This window comes from Amphritea japonica ATCC BAA-1530, from assembly GCF_016592435.1.
Taxonomy (GTDB): Bacteria; Pseudomonadota; Gammaproteobacteria; order Pseudomonadales; family Balneatricaceae; genus Amphritea; species Amphritea japonica.
This window is the reverse complement of record NZ_AP014545.1, coordinates 1,862,583-1,880,859: the sequence shown is the minus strand read 5'-3', so window position 1 is coordinate 1,880,859 and position 18,277 is coordinate 1,862,583. Positions and strand designations below refer to the sequence as shown.

The window sequence follows — 18,277 nt, the reverse complement described above, 5'->3', positions numbered from 1 at the left end:
TTTTATAGGAATTTCACAGGTTTTGGGTGAGTTAGGCTCATCTGTGCATGAAAAACTTTTAGGTTAAGTGCGATTAAGAACAATAGCTTAGACCCCATCAGCGCTAAAACTATGCAATCACCGCTCAATATCTACAAAAGTTATAGGGATTAGCCCTTAATATTTAAAAAATTGCTGGTACAATTGCCCTCCAATTAAAGGTAAGTAATGTATTAACTTAAGTTATTACGCTACTTAACTGTTTTGATCCCGCAACTGAGGTTGCGAAGAGACCAGCCATCAGCAGATGGTGAAGCAGTAATGCTGGGGTTTGGTGCTGATGATTCATGGTGAAGTGTCACCTTAGGATCTAGGTAAAGAGATGCTGAGCTTCGGCTCAGCGGTATTAATGTCCGGCTTTGCCGGCAAATTGAGACGCAGGTCATTAATATGCTGCAAACATTCTTAAAAGCTAAATTGCACCGAGTAACGGTCACCCATGCGGAACTTCATTATGAAGGTTCCTGCGCTATTGATGGCGTTCTACTCGAAAGCTCCGGCATTAAGGAGTATGAGCAGATTCATATCTACAACATTAATAATGGCGAACGTTTCACAACCTACGCAATTCGCGGGGAAGATAACAGCGGCATAATCTCTGTTAATGGCGCCGCAGCGCATCTAGCCTCAAAAGGAGATCTGTTAATCATTGGATCTTACGTGCAACTGGATGAACAGGAAGCTGAAACCTTTCAACCAACACTCTGCTATTTTGAAAACGCGAAGAATGAAAATGATGCTCACCGAGTAAGCGATGAAGAGCTTCATCAACGCAATATCATGACCGGTATTAAAAACAGCATTGCCGTTCAGGAAAGTAATTAGAGTACTGGTTATCCAGTAATATTAAAGCCACCTTCGGGTGGCTTTTTTTATGCACTAAGCTTTCGTAACAATCTTACTTCCCGGACAGGATTGTCGACAATCTAAGTGGTTTATCTAATTATTTTACGGTATTAGATCAATAAACTACCTATTATTGATAATAATCACATATATAGTAGACAATTTAGCCTTTTGTAGTAGTTTAATTTTAGCCTTTCTCCGTTAGAGTGGTTTCAATGAAGGAGCGAACAGAGACGGAAGAGTCCTGTTCACACCTTCCTTAAGTGGTTACATCTGCAAACACCATGATAGGTCTCGATAACAATAAGCAGGTGCTACCGGTCTGAAACATATAATAATGGTTACAGCGAAGGGCCAGTGCTATGTCCTATAAAGACGAATACAAAAGATCAATCGAAACTCCAGAAGCCTTCTGGGCAGAAAAAGCTGAAGCGGTTAAGTGGTTTAAAAAACCAGAAACCATCCTCAGTAAAGATGAAAATGATATCTACCGCTGGTTTGCAGACGGTGAGATGAACACTGCTTATTTAGCACTGGATTATCACGTTGAAACAGGACGTGGTGATCAGGATGCACTGATTTATGACTCTCCTGTAACCAATACTAAACAGCGTTACACCTATTCAGAGCTGCGTGATGAAGTTGCGAAGTTTGCCGGGGTCCTGAAGGCTCAGGGCGTTGAAAAGGGTGACCGTGTTGTTATCTATATGCCAATGATCGCAGAAGCAGTTATTGCGATGCTGGGTGTTGCCCGCCTGGGTGCAATTCATTCCGTTGTATTTGGTGGTTTCGCGCCCCATGAACTGGCGGTTCGAATTGATGATGCAGAACCGAAAGTTGTCGTTACCTCATCCTGTGGTATCGAGATTGCTAAAGTAATCGCATACAAGCCCCTGTTAGATGAGGCGATTGAGAAGTCTGCCCATAAACCTGACAGCTGTATCGTTTTCCAGCGTCCTGAAGTAACGGCTACTCTGATCGAAGGTCGCGATCTTGACTGGACTGAGGCGATGGCAACGGCAGAGCCTGCTGATTGCACCCCGGTTAAAGCAACAGATCCGCTCTATATTCTCTATACGTCTGGCACCACCGGTAAGCCTAAAGGTGTTGTTCGTGATAACGGCGGCCATGCTGTAGCATTGAAGTACAGCATGAAAGCGATTTATAACATGGAGCCAGGCGACGTATTCTGGGCAGCATCAGATGTTGGCTGGGTTGTTGGACACTCCTATATCGTATACGGGCCACTGCTGGCAGGTTGTACTACCGTCGTATACGAAGGCAAACCGATTAAGACACCTGATGCCGGAGCATTCTGGCGTGTATGTGAAGAGTATGGAGCAAAAGCATTGTTTGCTGCGCCTACTGCCTTCCGTGCGATTAAGAAAGAAGACCCTGATTCCGAACTGCTCAAAAGCTATGACTTAAGCAAGCTGGAAACTATCTTTATGGCAGGTGAGCGACTCGACCCTCCCACATACCACTGGACTAAAGATACCCTGGGTAAGCCTGTTATTGATCACTGGTGGCAGACTGAAACCGGCTGGGCAATCTGCGGTAACCTGACCGGTGTTGAGATGCTGGAGCCTAAACCTGGTTCATCAACGGTGCCTGTGAGTGGCTTCGATATTCGCGTGCTTGATCACGAAGGTAATGAACTACCTAATGGCGAGCAGGGTAATATTGCAATTAAACTGCCGATGCCTCCAAGCTGTCTGCCAACAGTCTGGGGTGACTTTGAACGCTTCCGTACCAGTTACCTATCTGAGTTCCCCGGCTATTACTGCTCTGGTGATGGTGGCTACAAAGATGATGATGGTTACGTCTTCATCATGGGTCGTACTGATGATGTTATCAACGTTGCAGGGCACCGTTTATCGACAGGTGAGATGGAAGAGATCGTTGCAGATCACCCAGCCGTAGCAGAGTGTGCAGTTATCGGTATCAACGATCCTCTTAAGGGACAACAGCCTGTTGGTCTGGTTCTGTTGAAGAACGGTGTAGAGATCGACGATGCTCAGATTGAATCTGAGCTGGTGGCCATGGTGCGTAAAGAGATTGGTGCCGTAGCCTGCTTCAGACGAGCGATCGTTGTACAGCGCCTGCCGAAAACCCGTTCAGGTAAAATTTTGCGTAAGCTGCTACGTCAGATTGCCGATGGTAAAGAATACTCAATCCCTTCTACCATTGATGATCCGGCTTCTTTGCCAGAGATTCAGGAGATTATGGGTCGCAACGGGCTAGTTAGTTAAACCCAAAAGCACCTGTAAGCAGTACTACGTAAGGCAGCCTTCGGGCTGCCTTTCTTATTTATAAAAGTATTTTCCGCGGCTTATCTCTGGCCTCATAGAGCGGTAAAGAAACTCCCAGAAGCTATTTTTCTAACGTTATCTCATCTTCCATCGTGCGTATAAAAACAGACTTTTTCCTATTTACTGTTTTCTGCCGTTCATTAAAACTGACCTAGAGATGAAAAACTATTGCGTAAGTATCGGTATTTCTTGATTTTAACTGATAGTTCCAGAGGCTTATATGCTAAAGGAAACAACAAAAGAGAAGTTCACTCTCGAATTTATCGAAGAGAGAATTGAAAATATACCTGCGTTTCCTTACGTTGTTTGTGAGCTCATTCAAATCTCTCAAGACGCCCATAACTTTTTTGAGAAAGTCGAAGACCTTGCTACAAAATCTCCTATTCTTGCAACGAAAATTCTTAGTTTTGCCAATTCTGTAGCTTCAGCCTCATGTAACCAGATCACCAATCTTCAGAATGCACTTATTCGTCTCGGAGTGTTTAAGACGCTGTCATTGATTACGGTCGTAACTTTCACACACAGTCTTCCTCATTCGAAATCTCAGCATAAAGCAATCTGGCGCCATTCGTTAGAAACAGCATATTTGAGTAAATACCTGGCTGAAAGTCTTTCTGATTTACGAATGGATAAAGATTTAACTTACCTTTGCGGGTTATTGCATGATCTAGGCCGGTTTGTGTTTCTTCATATAAGCTCAAAAATAGTGGATGTCACAGACTCTAAGTGCTGGAATCATACTTGTTCTCTGGCTGAAGTAGAGCATGAGTTATTTGGCTTTACCCATGCAGATACGGGCTATCTTGCTGCAAGAAAATGGCAACTACCCGGAACAATTACAGACGTAATACAACATCACCACCGGGATGACATTTGGCAGAAAGAAGAGGGGACAATTGAGTTCAGACAACGATTAACAATAGTGCAGTTTGCCGATGCTATCTGCTCGTTAATTCAGCATAATCCAGAATGGCGTAGCTGGCCTGATCATCTGCTAAGGGAACGGTTAATCAATGACTGCATACAAGAAAGCTGGCCCGCTATAGACTTTAAAATTGATGAACTAATATCAAGTCTCCCCGATCTGATAGCCGAGTGCGATAAAATCTCAAAAGAGATGGGGGTACACCAAAGCGAAGTGTCTGATAAATAGTATTTGCCTGTCGTTTCTCGCTTCTTTTCTGTTAAGTATCAGGCAAGCAAAGTGGAACCTTCTAATCGTATCCGACCAGGTGCTCCATATTCTCAGTTTTCGTCACCTCCCTTATAGACCCATTTTCAGATCATAAATAGCGAACAACACAACCATAATAGCAACAAGCTATCTTTTTTATAAATATAATTAAATTTATAAATCTCAATATTCTCCTAAGCTGAATACCAGACCTAGCAGGAGATCATCATGAAAAACAAATTAACAACAGCAACCGGTTGTCCGGTAGCAGATAATCAAAATGTCGCAACAGCGGGGCCCCATGGACCCCAGTTACTACAAGATGTATGGTTTTTGGAAAAGTTAGCTCACTTTGATCGTGAAGTTATTCCAGAACGACGCATGCACGCTAAGGGCTCCGGCGCTTATGGAACGTTCACTGTTACTCACGACATTACAAAGTACACCCGCGCCAAAATATTCTCAGAGGTAGGTAAACAGACTGAAATGTTCGCACGTTTTACCACCGTAGCAGGTGAGCGGGGTGCTGCCGATGCTGAACGGGATATTCGTGGTTTTGCGCTGAAGTTTTATACTGAAGAAGGTAACTGGGATCTGGTTGGCAATAACACACCGGTATTTTTCCTACGTGACCCACTCAAATTTCCAGACCTGAACCATGCCGTGAAACGCGACCCGCGTACCAATATGCGTAGTGCGCAGAATAACTGGGATTTCTGGACCTTGCTCCCTGAAGCTCTACACCAAATCACCATCGTTATGAGTGATCGTGGTATACCGGCATCCTATCGCGAGATGCACGGATTTGGCAGCCATACTTTCAGTATGATTAACGCTGATAATCAACGCACCTGGGTGAAATTTCATTTTAAATCCAACCAGGGCATCAAGAACCTGACCGATGAAGAAGCTGAGTTATTGGTAGGGAAAGACAGAGAAAGCCATCATCGCGACCTGTATGAATCAATCGAGAAAGGCGATTATCCTTCGTGGGCTCTGTCAATACAGGTGATGAGCGAAGAACAAGCTGAAAACAGCCCATTCAACCCTTTCGACTTAACCAAAGTCTGGCCCAAAGGAGAGTACCCCTTAATAGAAGTCGGTACGATGGAGCTTAATAGTAATCCAGCGAACTTCTTTGCTGAAGTCGAGCAATCGGCATTCAATCCAGCCAGTGTCGTCCCCGGCATTAGCTTTTCGCCGGATAAAATGCTGCAGGGTCGCCTGTTCTCATATGGCGATGCGCAACGTTACCGTCTGGGCGTGAATCATCATCAGATTCCCGTCAACAGACCTCGCTGCCCGGTTCACAGCTACCACCGTGATGGCGCCATGCGGGTAGACGATAACTACGGTGGAACCATCGGTTATGAGCCGAACAGCCAGCACCAATGGCAGGAACAACCGGAATACGCTGAACCGTCACAGCCTGTCACAGGCGCGGCATCGCGCTGGAATCACCGTGATGATGAGGACTACTACTCGCAACCCGGTGCATTGTTCAGGCTAATGAACTCTGCGCAACAGCAAACGCTATTCGACAATACTGCCCGCTCAGTAGGAGGAGCATCCGTTGAGATACAGCGGCGGCATATTGCTAACTGCCTGCAGGCTGATCCAGCCTACGGCGCGGGTGTCGCCAAGGCTTTAGGAATCTCCCTGAAATAGACGAAAAGCATTGGCTCAGCATCTGATCGGCCTGAGCCAATGCTCAACTTTTTCAAAGTTATTGAGTACGACTTTTTTGTTACTAGTGCCATACAAGCCATTAGCAATACCTCACTCACGCCAGCGCAGTCCAGTTTCACTTGCTGTCAATGCTTCCTTATCCACCTTCTCATCGTATCAGGATGGCACCAAAGTGCTGCCTTACTTTTCACCTCTCAGTGATAAACTGTTTGTTAAAACAGTATGTTTACCATTAAGGATTTGCATCTTTATGACTGAGACATAGCGCATGTATTTTAAAATACCGCCTATACGGAGGGCTTTAGCTTTTTCGCCATCACGGGTTTTGATCTGTCTATTCACTTTATTATTGTTTGCAGGGGCTGCCCAGCCAAGCTTTGCGCACGGTGTATCGGATAGCGATGCTGTCTTTATTCAGCAGGCTTATGGAATGCAGTTGTTTCCGTTTTCTTATATTGGCGCGAAGCACATGGTGACTGGATACGATCATCTACTGTTTCTGACCTGTGTTATTTTTTTCTTCTACCGTATGAAGGAGGTGTGCATCTATGTGACGCTGTTTGCCATCAGTCACAGCGTAACGCTTTTATATGGCGTATTGAGTGAGGTGCAGGTTAATCCTTATATTATCGACGCGATTATTGGCTTCTCGGTTGTCTATAAGGCATTAGATAACCTCGGAGCTTTTAGGCGCTGGTTCGGCTTTCAGCCTGATACGAAAGCCGCCGTAATTGTATTTGGCCTTTTTCATGGCTTCGGTCTTGCTACCAAGCTCCAGGATTTTGCTCTGGCAGAGGAGGGTCTGATTGCCAATATTTTAGCCTTCAATGTTGGTGTCGAAGTCGGCCAGCTATTAGCCTTGGGGGCCATTCTTATTTTAATGAACTTCTGGCGAAAAACGAATGCCTTTCCCCGACAGGCTTTTGCCGCCAACATCATTCTTATGACTGCCGGCTTTGTCCTGACGGGCTATCAGTTAACCGGCTATTTAACTCTTTCCTGAGGCATCAAATATGCACGATATCTCTGACTTGAACCAGGATACCCCCCCCTCAACGATGACCTTAATTAAAGCGACTGTCCTGGCCGCTATCGCAGGTATCATAATACTCATTACGACTATTTTGCCTGCGGAATATGGTGTCGATCCAACGGGTTTGGGTGAAAAACTAGGGCTGGCGAAACTCCATAATGAACCTGTAATTGAGTCAAAAGACAGCGTTCTGCTCTCTGCACCATCTGCCAGTTCGTCTGGCATACCTGTTCCACCCATTTGGATAAGTACGACAGCCTATCGCTCCGATGAGATCTCTTTGATTTTACAACCAGGAAAAGGAGCTGAAATCAAAGCCCGAATGAAGGTGGGCGAAAGCTTTGTTTTTAACTGGAAAGCGGAAGGAGGAGATCTGTACTTCGACATGCATGGGGAGAAGATCAATGCTGGAGATGAATTTACCAGCTATTGGCTAGAACGCGCAAGATCCAGCGCCAGTGGTGCCTTTGAAGCCCCATTTGAAGGAACGCATGGCTGGTATTGGCAAAACAATAGCTCCACACCCGTGACTATTCACCTGGAAACCAGTGGTTTTTATAAAGAGCTCTACAAACCCTGACTACATAATTTCAGCATCACCCGATCAGTGTGCTAGTCCTACCATTTTGTTAGTCCGTTTTTTCGAACCTCAAACAAGCGAAGTGTTCGGACCAGGCTTCTTACCTAAGAGACGCCTTCGGACTATAGCTACTATTTATTCTCAGAAGCGGACGCTTTTAATAAGAGCCAGTCGAGCATTCTGGTCGACAGAATACGTCGAAGAAAACCAAACAGGTGAGTGGGGAAGGTGACGTAATAGCGGGGTTTAGGCCGCTTACTTTCCAGCGCTAGAATAACTTTATCTAACACGGACTCTGGCCCGAGAGTAAAAGGATCATCGCCTTTGTCTTCTGTATTTAAGCGCTGTAGTACTTTCTTATAGGTCTCGTGGAATGGGCTGGATTCAATATCGATATTGTCGCGAAAGGCTTTGGCGGCGTTATCCCGGAACTTACTTCTTACAGGGCCGGGCTCAATGAGAGAGACATGAATATCGGTATCAGCCAGTTCTTGGCGAAGGGTATCCGTATAGCCTTCCAGCGCAAACTTACTGGTATTATAGGCTCCCCGAAAGCGCATGGTGATAAGCCCCAGAACCGAACTGTTCTGAATAATGCGACCATAACCCTGACGGCGCATCAAGGGTAATACTCGGCAGGTGAGCTCATGCCAGCCGAGTAGATTAATTTCCAGCTGCTGTCGTAGCAGATCGCGGCTAAGGTCTTCAATGGCACCTGGCTGGCCGTATGCACCATTGTTAAAGAGGGCATAAAGCTCGCCACCGGTTTCAGCTTCAACCCAGTCCATTGCTTGCTGAATTGATTCAGATCGCTCCAGATCAAGTTGAGTTGATTCCAGCCCCTGTTGTTTCAGCAGCTCAACATCTTTCAGTTGTCTTGCGGTGGCAATAACGCGATAGCCTCGTTGTTGCAGGCCGATAGCAGCATAGTGGCCAATACCACTGGAGCAGCCGGTGATCAGTACAGTTTTCATCTAACTCCCTTAGCGTGTTACAGATAGCTTTAACTTTAGATCCGGGTAGCAGCAGATATTAGGCTGTCTGTTCTGATCAGGCCAGTGCTTCTTATACTTACTGATGATTAGTGCTGTTTTAACATCGAGAGGAAAGAGTGCTCGGGCACTCCCTTACTGAAAAGAAAGCCCTGGGCATAGAAGCACTTTTCATCAATCAGAAATTGACGCTGCTCTTCAGATTCCATGCCTTCTGCGATTACTTCCAAACCAAGACTATTTGCCATCGCTATAATCGCTCTGGAAATAGCCTGATCATTGTTGTCTTCGGGAATATCAGTAATAAATGAGTGATCAATTTTAAGCCGGTCGAGAGGGAGCTTTTTCAAATAACTCAGAGATGAGTAGCCGGTACCAAAATCGTCAATCGCCAGGCGGATGCCCATCTTACGCAGCTGTTCTAATTCATTACCTGCGTTGTTTGGGTTGTTCATAATGACGCCTTCGGTGATCTCAAGCTCGATCATCTCACTGGCGCAGTCGTTACGTTTCAGTATGTCTGCCACTTCACCCGCCAATGTATTCGAACCGAAGTGCCGCGTAGAGATATTGACTGAAATTCTGGGGACGTTATAGCCCGCCTGTTGCCACTCGCTGATATTACGACAAACGGTATCCAGCACCCAGCGGTCAATCACCTGGATCATGCCGGTTTTTTCTGCCAACGGAATAAAGCGCCCGGGTTCAATCGTTCCCAATTGCGGGTCTTGCCAGCGAATCAGGGCTTCGGCTCCGATAATACTGTTATCTCTCACATCAATTTGAGGCTGATAGTGCACAACAAACTGCTCGTGCTCTATGGCGTTACGCATAGCGCCTACCATCAGAATCCGTTCGAAAGCCTGATCGGTCATATCCTGAGTATAAAAATCATAGCGATTTTTGCCTGAGGCTTTTGCCCGGTACATCGCAGTGTCGGCATTACGGATAAGTGCTTCTGTAAACTCGGCATCTTCGGGATAGAGACTAATGCCAATACTGAGGCTGACATGTAGCTGATGCTCATCCAGCTCAATCGGGTGATTAAACGCATCCAGCAGGTTTTGCGCCACCAGTGCTGCGTCATTCGGGTGAGTAAGGTCTTCTACGATGATAGTGAACTCATCGCCACCTAAGCGGGCGATGGTGTCATTGGCGCGGACATGCTCTTGCAAACGTGCCGATACTTTTTTCAGAAGCTGATCGCCCAGGTTATGACCAAAGCTGTCATTTATCTCTTTAAACTCATCCAGATCGATAAATAACAGCGCCAGGCCTGTTTTTGTTCGCTTTGCATGACGTAATGCCTGCTTCAGACGGTCAGAGAAAAGTAAGCGGTTGGGGAGCTTTGTTAGCGGATCGTGATGCGCCAGAAAATCCAGGCTCTTTTCTTTCTCCCTAAGTCTTTTTTGAATCCGGATATGTTCAGTAACATCCCGACTCGATTCCACCAGGCCGGTAACCTGACCTTCGGCATCGTATAAAGGACTCGCCATTAGCTCAAAGGTCCGCTTTTCACCCGAACTGATAACATGTTCATGTATACGCGTGGTGGGGCGCTTATGCTCCATTACCTCTTTGAGCGGACAGATCTTGCAAGGACTACCGGTATCATCTACTTGTAAATAGCAGGGGACATCTTCTTGCAGCTGACAATTAAAAAAGTAGTCATTGGCTGTCCGGTTAGACTTGATAACCTTATAGTTGGTGTCGATCACCATGACAGGATCACCGATACAATCGATTACCGCCTGGAGAAAATTACTTTCCTCCCGAGACTTTAACTCGGCTTGCTTTCGCTCCGTTATATCCCGAACCGTGTAGAGCACAACTAGCTGGTCATTGGCTTGCTGAAGGGTGGCGCTGATTTCAACGGGAACTCGCCGACCCTCTGAGGTTTGATGAACCTCTTCAAACAACCCTCCTTTTTCGTCCGCTTGAATCTTCGCTATCTGCGCTTGCCACTTTTCAATACTGGAAGCGTCTTCGCTAAAGTTCGTTACAAATGTCTGCAGCAACTCTTCCCGACTGTAACCGAGATAGTCACAGCTAGCCTGATTAAGATCGATTATCTTAGAGGTAGCAGCATCAATGACAAACAATGCATCATTACTGCGATCAATCAGCTGCCTGAATAGACGCAGCTGCGAGTCAATCCGATGTTTTTCGGTCAGATTGGTCAGCAAGCAATGGGTTTGAACTAACCGCTGCTGATCATCCAGCACCAACTGCGCATCAATTTGAATATCAAGCGTTTGGCCATCTTTTGTCAGCAGCTGGTAATAAACATCTGAGGTGGCTCCTTTATCCATCAGCGAGCTAAAGCAATGGTTAAATTTTTCTTCCTGCCCGTCTGCAAGCAATGTTTTGAACGCTGTACCAATGATTTCATGGCTGCTGTAGCCCATCATTTCACGCCAACAAGCATTGACTTCAAGAATATTCCCTTCGGCATTCAGTGACTGGTAGGCGAAAGGAGAGTTTTCAAAAAAGCCCCGATAATGGGTCTCTTTATGGCGGCTGCTTTGTAACTGATGATTCAGGTTATCAATAGCATCCTGCATCATTTTAATAAAATGGGTTTGCAACCGGTCAATCAGATGCTGACGGGTTAACAGGCCTTGGATTTTCTTATCGTCATCACAGACTAATAGCCGCCGAACCTTTTTTTCTTCCATTATGTGGCGAGCTTCCAGCAACGAAGTGCCGCTTTGGATCATTTCTACAGGGCTACTCATATACTGGCTGACCACTGCATCATCCAGATTGACCTGCTCATCAAGTAGCCTGACCACGTCGCGTTCGGTCAGAATTCCCTCGGCAACTCCTTCGTTAGCAACCACCACGCTACTGATCATTTCTTCGTTCATAATCTGGAATGCATGGCGCAGGCTGCTATCGGCTGAAACGAACAAAACACTCCGTTCCATTACTGCTTCCACGTGTTTGATCTCGGCCAGATACTCAAACCCCAGGTGTTGAACAAAATCTGTTTCTGTCGCGATTCCTCTGAGACTACCGTCTTTATTGGTGACGATAATATGCCGCAGATTCTCTTGTTGCATCTGCTCGTATGCCAGTTGAAAATCACAGTCTGCATACATGGTTTTAACGGGGGAGGTCATAATATCGGCGGCAGTGAGTAGTTCCAGATCGGGATCACTGGTACTCACCAGGCGGATAATATCTTTCTCAGTAATAATGCCCAGTGGAGCATTCTGCTCAATGATGACAATAGAGCTGACATGAGATTGACGCATCCGGCGAAGGATGACTAATATTGAATCCTGGGGAGCGGCATGGAGAACGTCAATACTGCAAATAGTGTTCAATGTTACTGCTACTTCTGACATCCGTACTGCTTCCTCAGATATGCTCGCTGGCCAAGCTCATTCGTGAGCTTAAAAAAGGGGGTAAATTATCACAGGAGAGGAGGAGGTATATTGATGCGGCTCTTATAAAACGCAATTAGCGGCCATTTTCGACTATTTTTCTTTACTCTGCGGCTTTAAACCTGTTTTTATTACAGGCTATACCCATAAAAAAGACAGCTATTAGAGCTGCCTTTCTATAACTTTCTACTTTTTTGGTTTCTTCTTAAAAATATTCAGTAGTTTTTGCTTAGGATCCCGCTCTTCGGTTGGCAAGGCCTTCTCAAATTTATCTTTCATCTCACTAAGACGCTTCTCTTTGCGTTTGTGGCGCAAATCATCACGCTTACTATTGATGTCGACAACCTTATCACTCATATATGAACACTCGTTGAATCTCAGGGCTTACCAGCAGTTTAGCTCTGTAGCACCTTCAACGGAAGCCCCAGCAGCGCATCACCCATACCATGAAAATACCAGATTATCGCAGTCAGCCCCCCCAGAGTAAGACTGTACCAGAGTGCAGAGACGATCTGGCCGTAGCGATCCAGAGGCAACAGCAGGCTATGATGTCGACCTCGCCACTCAAAAAATACCTCCACACTGCCAATAATCAGCAGAAAGCCCAGTAACGCCAAACCAAAGTAATAACTTAACCATATTCCACCAGCAGCTGCGGCTCCACAGACTAACAGTCCGGCCAGCGAATTCATTGAAAAAGCGATACTCTTCAGCACATGGCCGCCATCCAGTGGCAGAATAGGTAACAAATTAAACAGGTTCAGCAAAGCATTAAAGGCGCTTAAACCGGCAAAGAACATAGAACCCGTCACCCAGTAGGCAATCAGGCTTAGCAGAGAGAGTCCTAAGCCGAAAAAGGGCCCCATCAGGGAGATACACACATCCTGCCAGCGAGTATTAATCCGCTCATCACTGAGCGCAAGGCCGCCAACAAAAGGAATAAGGTAGATCCCTTTTGTTTTTAAGCCGAAGTGTTTCATCGCTCTGATATGCCCATATTCATGTACAACAAGGCAAAAGATTAGTGCCAGGGCAAAAGGGATCGAGAAAAACCAGGAGTAAGCAGCCAGACTTGCGCCGGCCATCACGACTTTTATAACTTTGGCGCTCTTGAGCAGCTTTAAGCCCAGTGCCCCAAGTCCAATAATACTGAACGACCGCTTTTCCTGACGAATAGGCGCCTGAGGCACCTGCTTTTCCATCAGTTCGCGACCATGCTCTCCGTCCGCAACCAGCTGTTCACCCATATAGAAACGGTAACTGACCTTTACCGGATCCCATAACACCTCTGTTTCCAGCCGGCACTGCAGGGTTTCACCTTGCTTATTCTGTAACTCAAACTGATGTTCGCTGATGCCATCAAAATCGCTGCCCGCATCACGCCGGGAGATCGGCGTGTTATTCCAGAACAACAATTGCCAGCCTGCCATTGAGCCTTCCAGCCGCAGGCTCTGCCCCTGGCAATCCAGATTAAGTAATTCCACATCCGTTTCCTAAAATTAGATATTGGCGGGCATAGTTGCATAACTGAGTAGCAGTTTAAAGTGACTTCTTCTGCCAATCCGCTAGACTGCGGTTTTTGTCATCTGCTGTACACACAATCTTATGAACACAAAGCACCCCATACTCTATTCTTTTCGTCGCTGCCCCTATGCGATTCGTGCCCGGTTAGCCATTGCAGGTAGCGAGCTGGCAGTTGAGCTGCGCGAAGTTGTACTGAAAGAGAAACCCTCAGCGATGCTGGAGATCTCTCCCAAAGGCACGGTGCCGGTTTTACACTTAGCTGAGGGCAGGGTGATCGATGAAAGTCGGGATATTATGCGCTGGGCTGTGCGACAGAACGACCCTCATAACTGGCTCTGTAGTGATAGCCCCGATCTGTTATGGCAGATTGAAGGTTTGATTCAAGAGAATGACTTTGTATTCAAGCAGCACCTGGACCGTTACAAATACTTTGAGCGTCATCCGAATCATCCGCAGCATTACTATCGGGAGCAATGTGAAGTCACGCTGGTTAAACTCGAACGGTTGCTGCAGGCGCATAGCTTTCTCGTGGGAGAGCACTGTAGTCTGGCGGATATGGCGATCTTTCCTTTTATCCGACAATTCGCCCATGTTGACCGAGACTGGTTTTATGCCGCGTCATATCCAGCCCTGCAACGCTGGCTTAAGCATCACCTGGAATCTCCTCTCTTTACCGTTGTAATGCATAAATTCACACCCTGGAAAGAGGGTGATACGCCGCTATTATTTCCAGACAAAAGCCTATAAATCAGATTAATAAAACAACTTAATTTATTGTTAATGAAGCAATAATATTCATGCTTTTATTGCTTCAGGATTTCACCCGGGGCAGCTGATTCCAGCGGGTAGTGTAGGCAGGAGACAGTCGATTGCGTTGCATCTGCCACCCGGTGCTCAGCATCTCTCCGGCAAAACGAATCTGACCATGACTACCCTGATTGATGCTATCGACTACCTGCATTAAACGCATTGCGACAGGTGTTTCTGGTGCATCAAATAGTGAGGGCTGAAAGTGCCCGGGGAGATACAAGTCGGATAGCATTATGCCCGCCTTCATATAACGGCAATCGGACTGCCAGATCGATTTCAATAATTTCATAGCAGTACCACAGAGTCGTCGTGAATCAGCACTGGGGACACTCAGAATCCGACTGGCACTATTACTATAGAATCGCTCATGCTGACTATGTGGGTTGGTACGGATAAAAACAGTGACCACTCTGGCTAAGCTACCTTGCTCCCGCAGCTTTTCCGCTGCCCTTGCCGAATATTGAGCAATCGCAGCGCGCATATCTTTGTACTCTGTAATGCGACGAGCAAAAGAACGACTACAAAGTATCTGTTGACGGGGAGGTGGGCAGGTCTCAAGATCCATACAGGACTGGCCGTTCAGTTCCCGGACAGTGCGTTCCAGCGTGACGGAGTAATGATTGCGAATCCACCCGGGATCGCAGTCAGCCAGCGCTAAAGCGGTACTGACACCTTGCTGCTTAAGTCGTCGCGACAAACGCCGACCCACGCCCCAGACTTCCTGTACGGGTAGCAAGCTAAGTAAACGTCGTTGCCGTTGTGGGTCACTCAGGTCTACCACACCCAGGGTCGCCGGATACTGCTTCGCGGCATGATTAGCGAGCTTCGCCAGTGTTTTTGTCGGCGCGATACCCACACAGACATGAATGCCGGTATATTGATACACCAGCAGCTTCAGCTGCTGCCCATAATCAACCAGCGAGTAATTAGCTTCGAGCCCGCTAAGATCAAGAAAAGCTTCGTCGATCGAGTAGACTTCAAGTGCCGGGGCCTGCTGTTCCAGAACACTCATAACCCGGGCGGATATATCACCGTAGAGAGCATAGTTTGAGGAGAATACCGCAACATTTTCCCGGTCAATCTGCTCCTGTACCTGAAACAGCGGAACCGCCATCTTTATACCCAGTTGTTTAGCCTCTGCACTACGAGCGACTACGCAGCCATCGTTATTCGACAGCACCACAATAGGTCTGCCTTGCAGATCTGGCCGGAATAATCGCTCACAACTGGCGTAGAAGTTATTACAGTCAACCAGCGCATACACTGACACTAACCCCGCTGGCGAACAGAGTGGACTACCGTTGTAACCACACCAAACAGTTCGAGAGTGCTTTCTGCGTCTAACCGAATCGGCGCATAGGCCGGGTTGTGCGCCAATAATTGCAGAGCAGGGCGAGTGCTCAACTCTTTCACGGTAAACTCCCCATCAAGGCAGGCTATTACTATATCCCCGTGTAGCGCCTTTAATGAACGGTCCACCACCAGCACATCGCCAGAGAAAATACCGACCCCTTCCATCGAGTCGCCATCGGCCCGGACAAAATAGGTTGCCGCTGGATGCTGAACACAGAGATCATTCAAATCCAGAGTTCGTTCGATGTAATCTTGTGCGGGGGAGGGAAAGCCTGCTGCGACACCATTCATAAACAAGGGTAGGGCAACAGGAGCAGAAGGACGCAAGTAACGCCCTAGCCATGAAATCTGCATAATTAGATAAACCATACTGTATATATAAACAGTATATTAGTAACAGCCAGTCGCTGAGTAAAGCTGTTTTATCAAAGCTATCTGGAAATAATCCGACATGCTGTATTATAAATACATAATACATATTTTGTTTTATATAAATACCCTGCACTATTGCCGGTGTGAATCAGGGAGAGAATAGCCCCACAGACGGTATCCAATAACAAGAGTATTAACAGTCCACCAGACGATATTCTCTCTATGGCAGGGTAGTCGTCCCTAAAAAGGGATCACCACTCACAGGGCTATTTCGCTACCTTTGGAAGAGCGTTATTAGCGGAAGCTGTTACTTATATTAAGGCTGGGGCCAACACTATTGTTGTTTAACTTTAGGTCCTTTTCAGGCTAAGCTGCTTACTGAAAACAACATACCAATATCGCTATAACAACGGGCTATTGCCCTTTCTATAGGAGCCTGGATATAACTTTTTATTCGACATAGCAGCGTAAAAGAGGTGTACCGTTTCTTATAGATATTCAGTGGCTGTTGATAGCAACCGGGATGATAGAGGTGCAGACTATACTGCGCTCCAGAGACGAGGATGCCAGAATTAAATTAGCGTCCAAAACCCCAAAAAACACCCCATAAACAAAAGCTATCATAAGTTAAACTATATTATAGGTAACCTTATTATCCATTTGTTTTATAAAGAATTAGATTCTCTATTTAATTCTGGTATTTTTAGCTATTTTCGAGCCTGAACCCTACCTTGATAGTCACTTGGAAGTGCCCGATTTTACCATTTTCAACATGCCCTCGTGTTTCAACTACCTCAAACCAGTCAATATTTTTTAGCGACTTATTGCACTCTGCCAGTGCGTTACGAATCGCATCATCGGTTCCCGTTGCAGAAGAACCAACGATCTCAATTTTCTTATAAGTATGATGATCAGACATAACCTTTATTCCCTTATATTTATGACGAGCAATAAATATAAGCGTAGTAGAAAAACAGCATCGATACGGCGTTATGTTTGAAATAATGATTCAGCTGAGCTCCTGTACTGCAAAAAGCCACTCACTAGCGAAGCTAATTGATCAATAACAGCGACGCGGTTATCTGCGACATAGACTATATTTTTAAAACCTCCCGGATAACCCGCCTCTCAAAAGGAGCCCGTCATGCATAAGAACAACAGTCCAGCCTCTACCATTAACATTCCGCAAGAAGCATTTGACTGGTATGACGAGTACGCCCACGGGGATATTGATAGGCGAACCTTCCTGAAACGGCTCGGCACACTGGGCATCGCCGGACTTACCCTCAGCTCTATTTCCGGGGTATTACTGCCCGACTATGCGCTGGCAGAACAGGTCTCTTTCAATGATCCTGATATCAAAGCAAGCTATCTGGCTTTTGCTTCACCTGAAGGACATAAAACTGGACGCGGGTATTTCGTTGTGCCCACCGGAGTGGGAGCGGAAACACCTGCACCAGCAGTACTGGTCGCCCATGAGAACCGGGGGTTAAATCCTTATATAGAAGATGTGGCTCGACGCTTAGCCAAAGCGGGGTTTGTGGCTTTTGCACCGGATGCTCTGTACCCGCTAGGGGGCTATCCGGGCAATGATGATGAAGGCAGGGCGATGCAGAAAACCCTGGAGCGAAACAAAATAGAAGCCGATTTTGCGGCGGCAGCAAAAATGCTGACCACACATGCACTGACAACGGATAAACTGGGTATGGTGGGCTTCTGCTTTGGCGGCTATCTGACCAATCAATTATCCGCCATGCTACCCGACACTATCGACGCTGCAGCGCCTTATTACGGTACGCCACCAAAACTTGATATTGCCAATATTAAAGCCCCTTTACAGCTACATTTTGCAGGACTGGATAAGCGGGTTAATAATTACTGGCCCAGTTATGAAGCCGCCCTGAAAACAGCAAAAACAGAATACACCGCACATGTGTACCCGGATGTGAACCATGGTTTTCATAATGACTCTACCGCTCGTTACCATGAAGGCAGCGCAGAACTAGCCTGGCAGCGTACCCTGGCATTCTTTAATCAACACCTAAACCAGAGCGGGGGATGATAACCAAAGGTTGACTACCAGGGTGTTGAGATCAAAAGAGAAACTGATAGAAAGCAGTGCTCTGTCGGGCGTATACTGGGGCCCATAGCCGCACTTAAA

At 46.5% G+C, this 18,277-nt stretch carries 15 protein-coding genes; 8 read left to right on the top strand and 7 right to left on the bottom strand.

All coding sequences use genetic code 11. The features are described from left to right. Positions 1-429: 429 nt before the first annotated feature. From panD to AMJAP_RS08730, 6 genes are all read left to right on the top strand, one after another. On the top strand, positions 430-864 hold the full coding sequence (panD, locus tag AMJAP_RS08755) for an aspartate 1-decarboxylase (RefSeq protein WP_019623311.1): 435 nt from the start codon (positions 430-432) through the stop codon (positions 862-864). A gap of 383 nt (positions 865-1,247) precedes the next feature. After that, positions 1,248-3,137 (top strand): propionyl-CoA synthetase, encoded by a 1,890-nt coding sequence (locus AMJAP_RS08750; RefSeq protein WP_019623312.1) that lies wholly within the window; start codon positions 1,248-1,250, stop codon positions 3,135-3,137. A 280-nt stretch (positions 3,138-3,417) separates the two neighbouring features. Further along, a complete protein-coding gene (locus AMJAP_RS08745; RefSeq protein ID WP_019623313.1) occupies positions 3,418-4,350 on the top strand; it encodes an HDOD domain-containing protein in 933 nt (310 codons plus the stop codon). Between the two features lie 249 nt (positions 4,351-4,599). After that, positions 4,600-6,039, top strand: coding sequence for a catalase (locus tag AMJAP_RS08740; RefSeq protein ID WP_019623314.1), 1,440 nt, complete (start codon positions 4,600-4,602; stop codon positions 6,037-6,039). 289 nt (positions 6,040-6,328) lie between these two features. Then, positions 6,329-7,063 carry a HupE/UreJ family protein gene (locus tag AMJAP_RS08735; protein ID WP_019623315.1) on the top strand — a complete coding sequence of 245 codons (735 nt, stop codon included), beginning with the start codon at positions 6,329-6,331 and terminating at the stop codon, positions 7,061-7,063. 10 nt (positions 7,064-7,073) lie between these two features. Next, positions 7,074-7,673, top strand: a complete 600-nt coding sequence (locus AMJAP_RS08730) for a hypothetical protein (protein ID WP_019623316.1) — start codon at positions 7,074-7,076, stop codon at positions 7,671-7,673. Between the two features lie 131 nt (positions 7,674-7,804). Here the strand turns inward: AMJAP_RS08730 and AMJAP_RS08725 are convergent, their stop codons facing one another. The 4 genes from AMJAP_RS08725 to AMJAP_RS08710 form a co-directional block, all read right to left on the bottom strand. Continuing rightward, the gene (locus tag AMJAP_RS08725) at positions 7,805-8,647 is read right to left on the bottom strand and encodes an SDR family oxidoreductase (RefSeq protein WP_019623317.1); all 843 of its coding nucleotides are present in this window, start codon (positions 8,645-8,647) and stop codon (positions 7,805-7,807) included. Positions 8,648-8,754: 107 nt separating this feature from the next. After that, entirely contained in the window at positions 8,755-12,018 is a 3,264-nt protein-coding gene (locus AMJAP_RS08720) for an EAL domain-containing protein (RefSeq protein ID WP_083935433.1), read from the bottom strand. 225 nt (positions 12,019-12,243) lie between these two features. Beyond that, positions 12,244-12,414, bottom strand: coding sequence for a hypothetical protein (locus tag AMJAP_RS08715; protein ID WP_019623319.1), 171 nt, complete (start codon positions 12,412-12,414; stop codon positions 12,244-12,246). A gap of 38 nt (positions 12,415-12,452) precedes the next feature. Next, positions 12,453-13,541: a site-2 protease family protein gene (locus tag AMJAP_RS08710; protein WP_019623320.1), complete on the bottom strand. Its 1,089-nt coding sequence runs from the start codon at positions 13,539-13,541 to the stop codon at positions 12,453-12,455. 121 nt (positions 13,542-13,662) lie between these two features. On the opposite strand from AMJAP_RS08710, the gene AMJAP_RS08705 reads away from it, so the two are divergent. Then, complete coding sequence (locus tag AMJAP_RS08705) at positions 13,663-14,328, top strand: glutathione S-transferase (RefSeq protein ID WP_019623321.1); 666 nt, start codon at positions 13,663-13,665, stop codon at positions 14,326-14,328. A 64-nt stretch (positions 14,329-14,392) separates the two neighbouring features. Here the strand turns inward: AMJAP_RS08705 and umuC are convergent, their stop codons facing one another. The 3 genes from umuC to AMJAP_RS08690 form a co-directional block, all read right to left on the bottom strand. After that, positions 14,393-15,655, bottom strand: coding sequence for a translesion error-prone DNA polymerase V subunit UmuC (gene umuC / locus AMJAP_RS08700; protein WP_019623322.1), 1,263 nt, complete (start codon positions 15,653-15,655; stop codon positions 14,393-14,395). A 5-nt stretch (positions 15,656-15,660) separates the two neighbouring features. Beyond that, positions 15,661-16,098, bottom strand: a complete 438-nt coding sequence (umuD, locus tag AMJAP_RS08695; RefSeq protein ID WP_051088443.1) for a translesion error-prone DNA polymerase V autoproteolytic subunit — start codon at positions 16,096-16,098, stop codon at positions 15,661-15,663. Between the two features lie 721 nt (positions 16,099-16,819). After that, entirely contained in the window at positions 16,820-17,035 is a 216-nt protein-coding gene (locus AMJAP_RS08690) for a dodecin (RefSeq protein WP_019623324.1), read from the bottom strand. Between the two features lie 225 nt (positions 17,036-17,260). On the opposite strand from AMJAP_RS08690, the gene AMJAP_RS08685 reads away from it, so the two are divergent. After that, positions 17,261-18,178 carry a dienelactone hydrolase family protein gene (locus tag AMJAP_RS08685; RefSeq protein WP_019623325.1) on the top strand — a complete coding sequence of 306 codons (918 nt, stop codon included), beginning with the start codon at positions 17,261-17,263 and terminating at the stop codon, positions 18,176-18,178. The last annotated feature ends 99 nt before the right edge of the window (positions 18,179-18,277 follow it).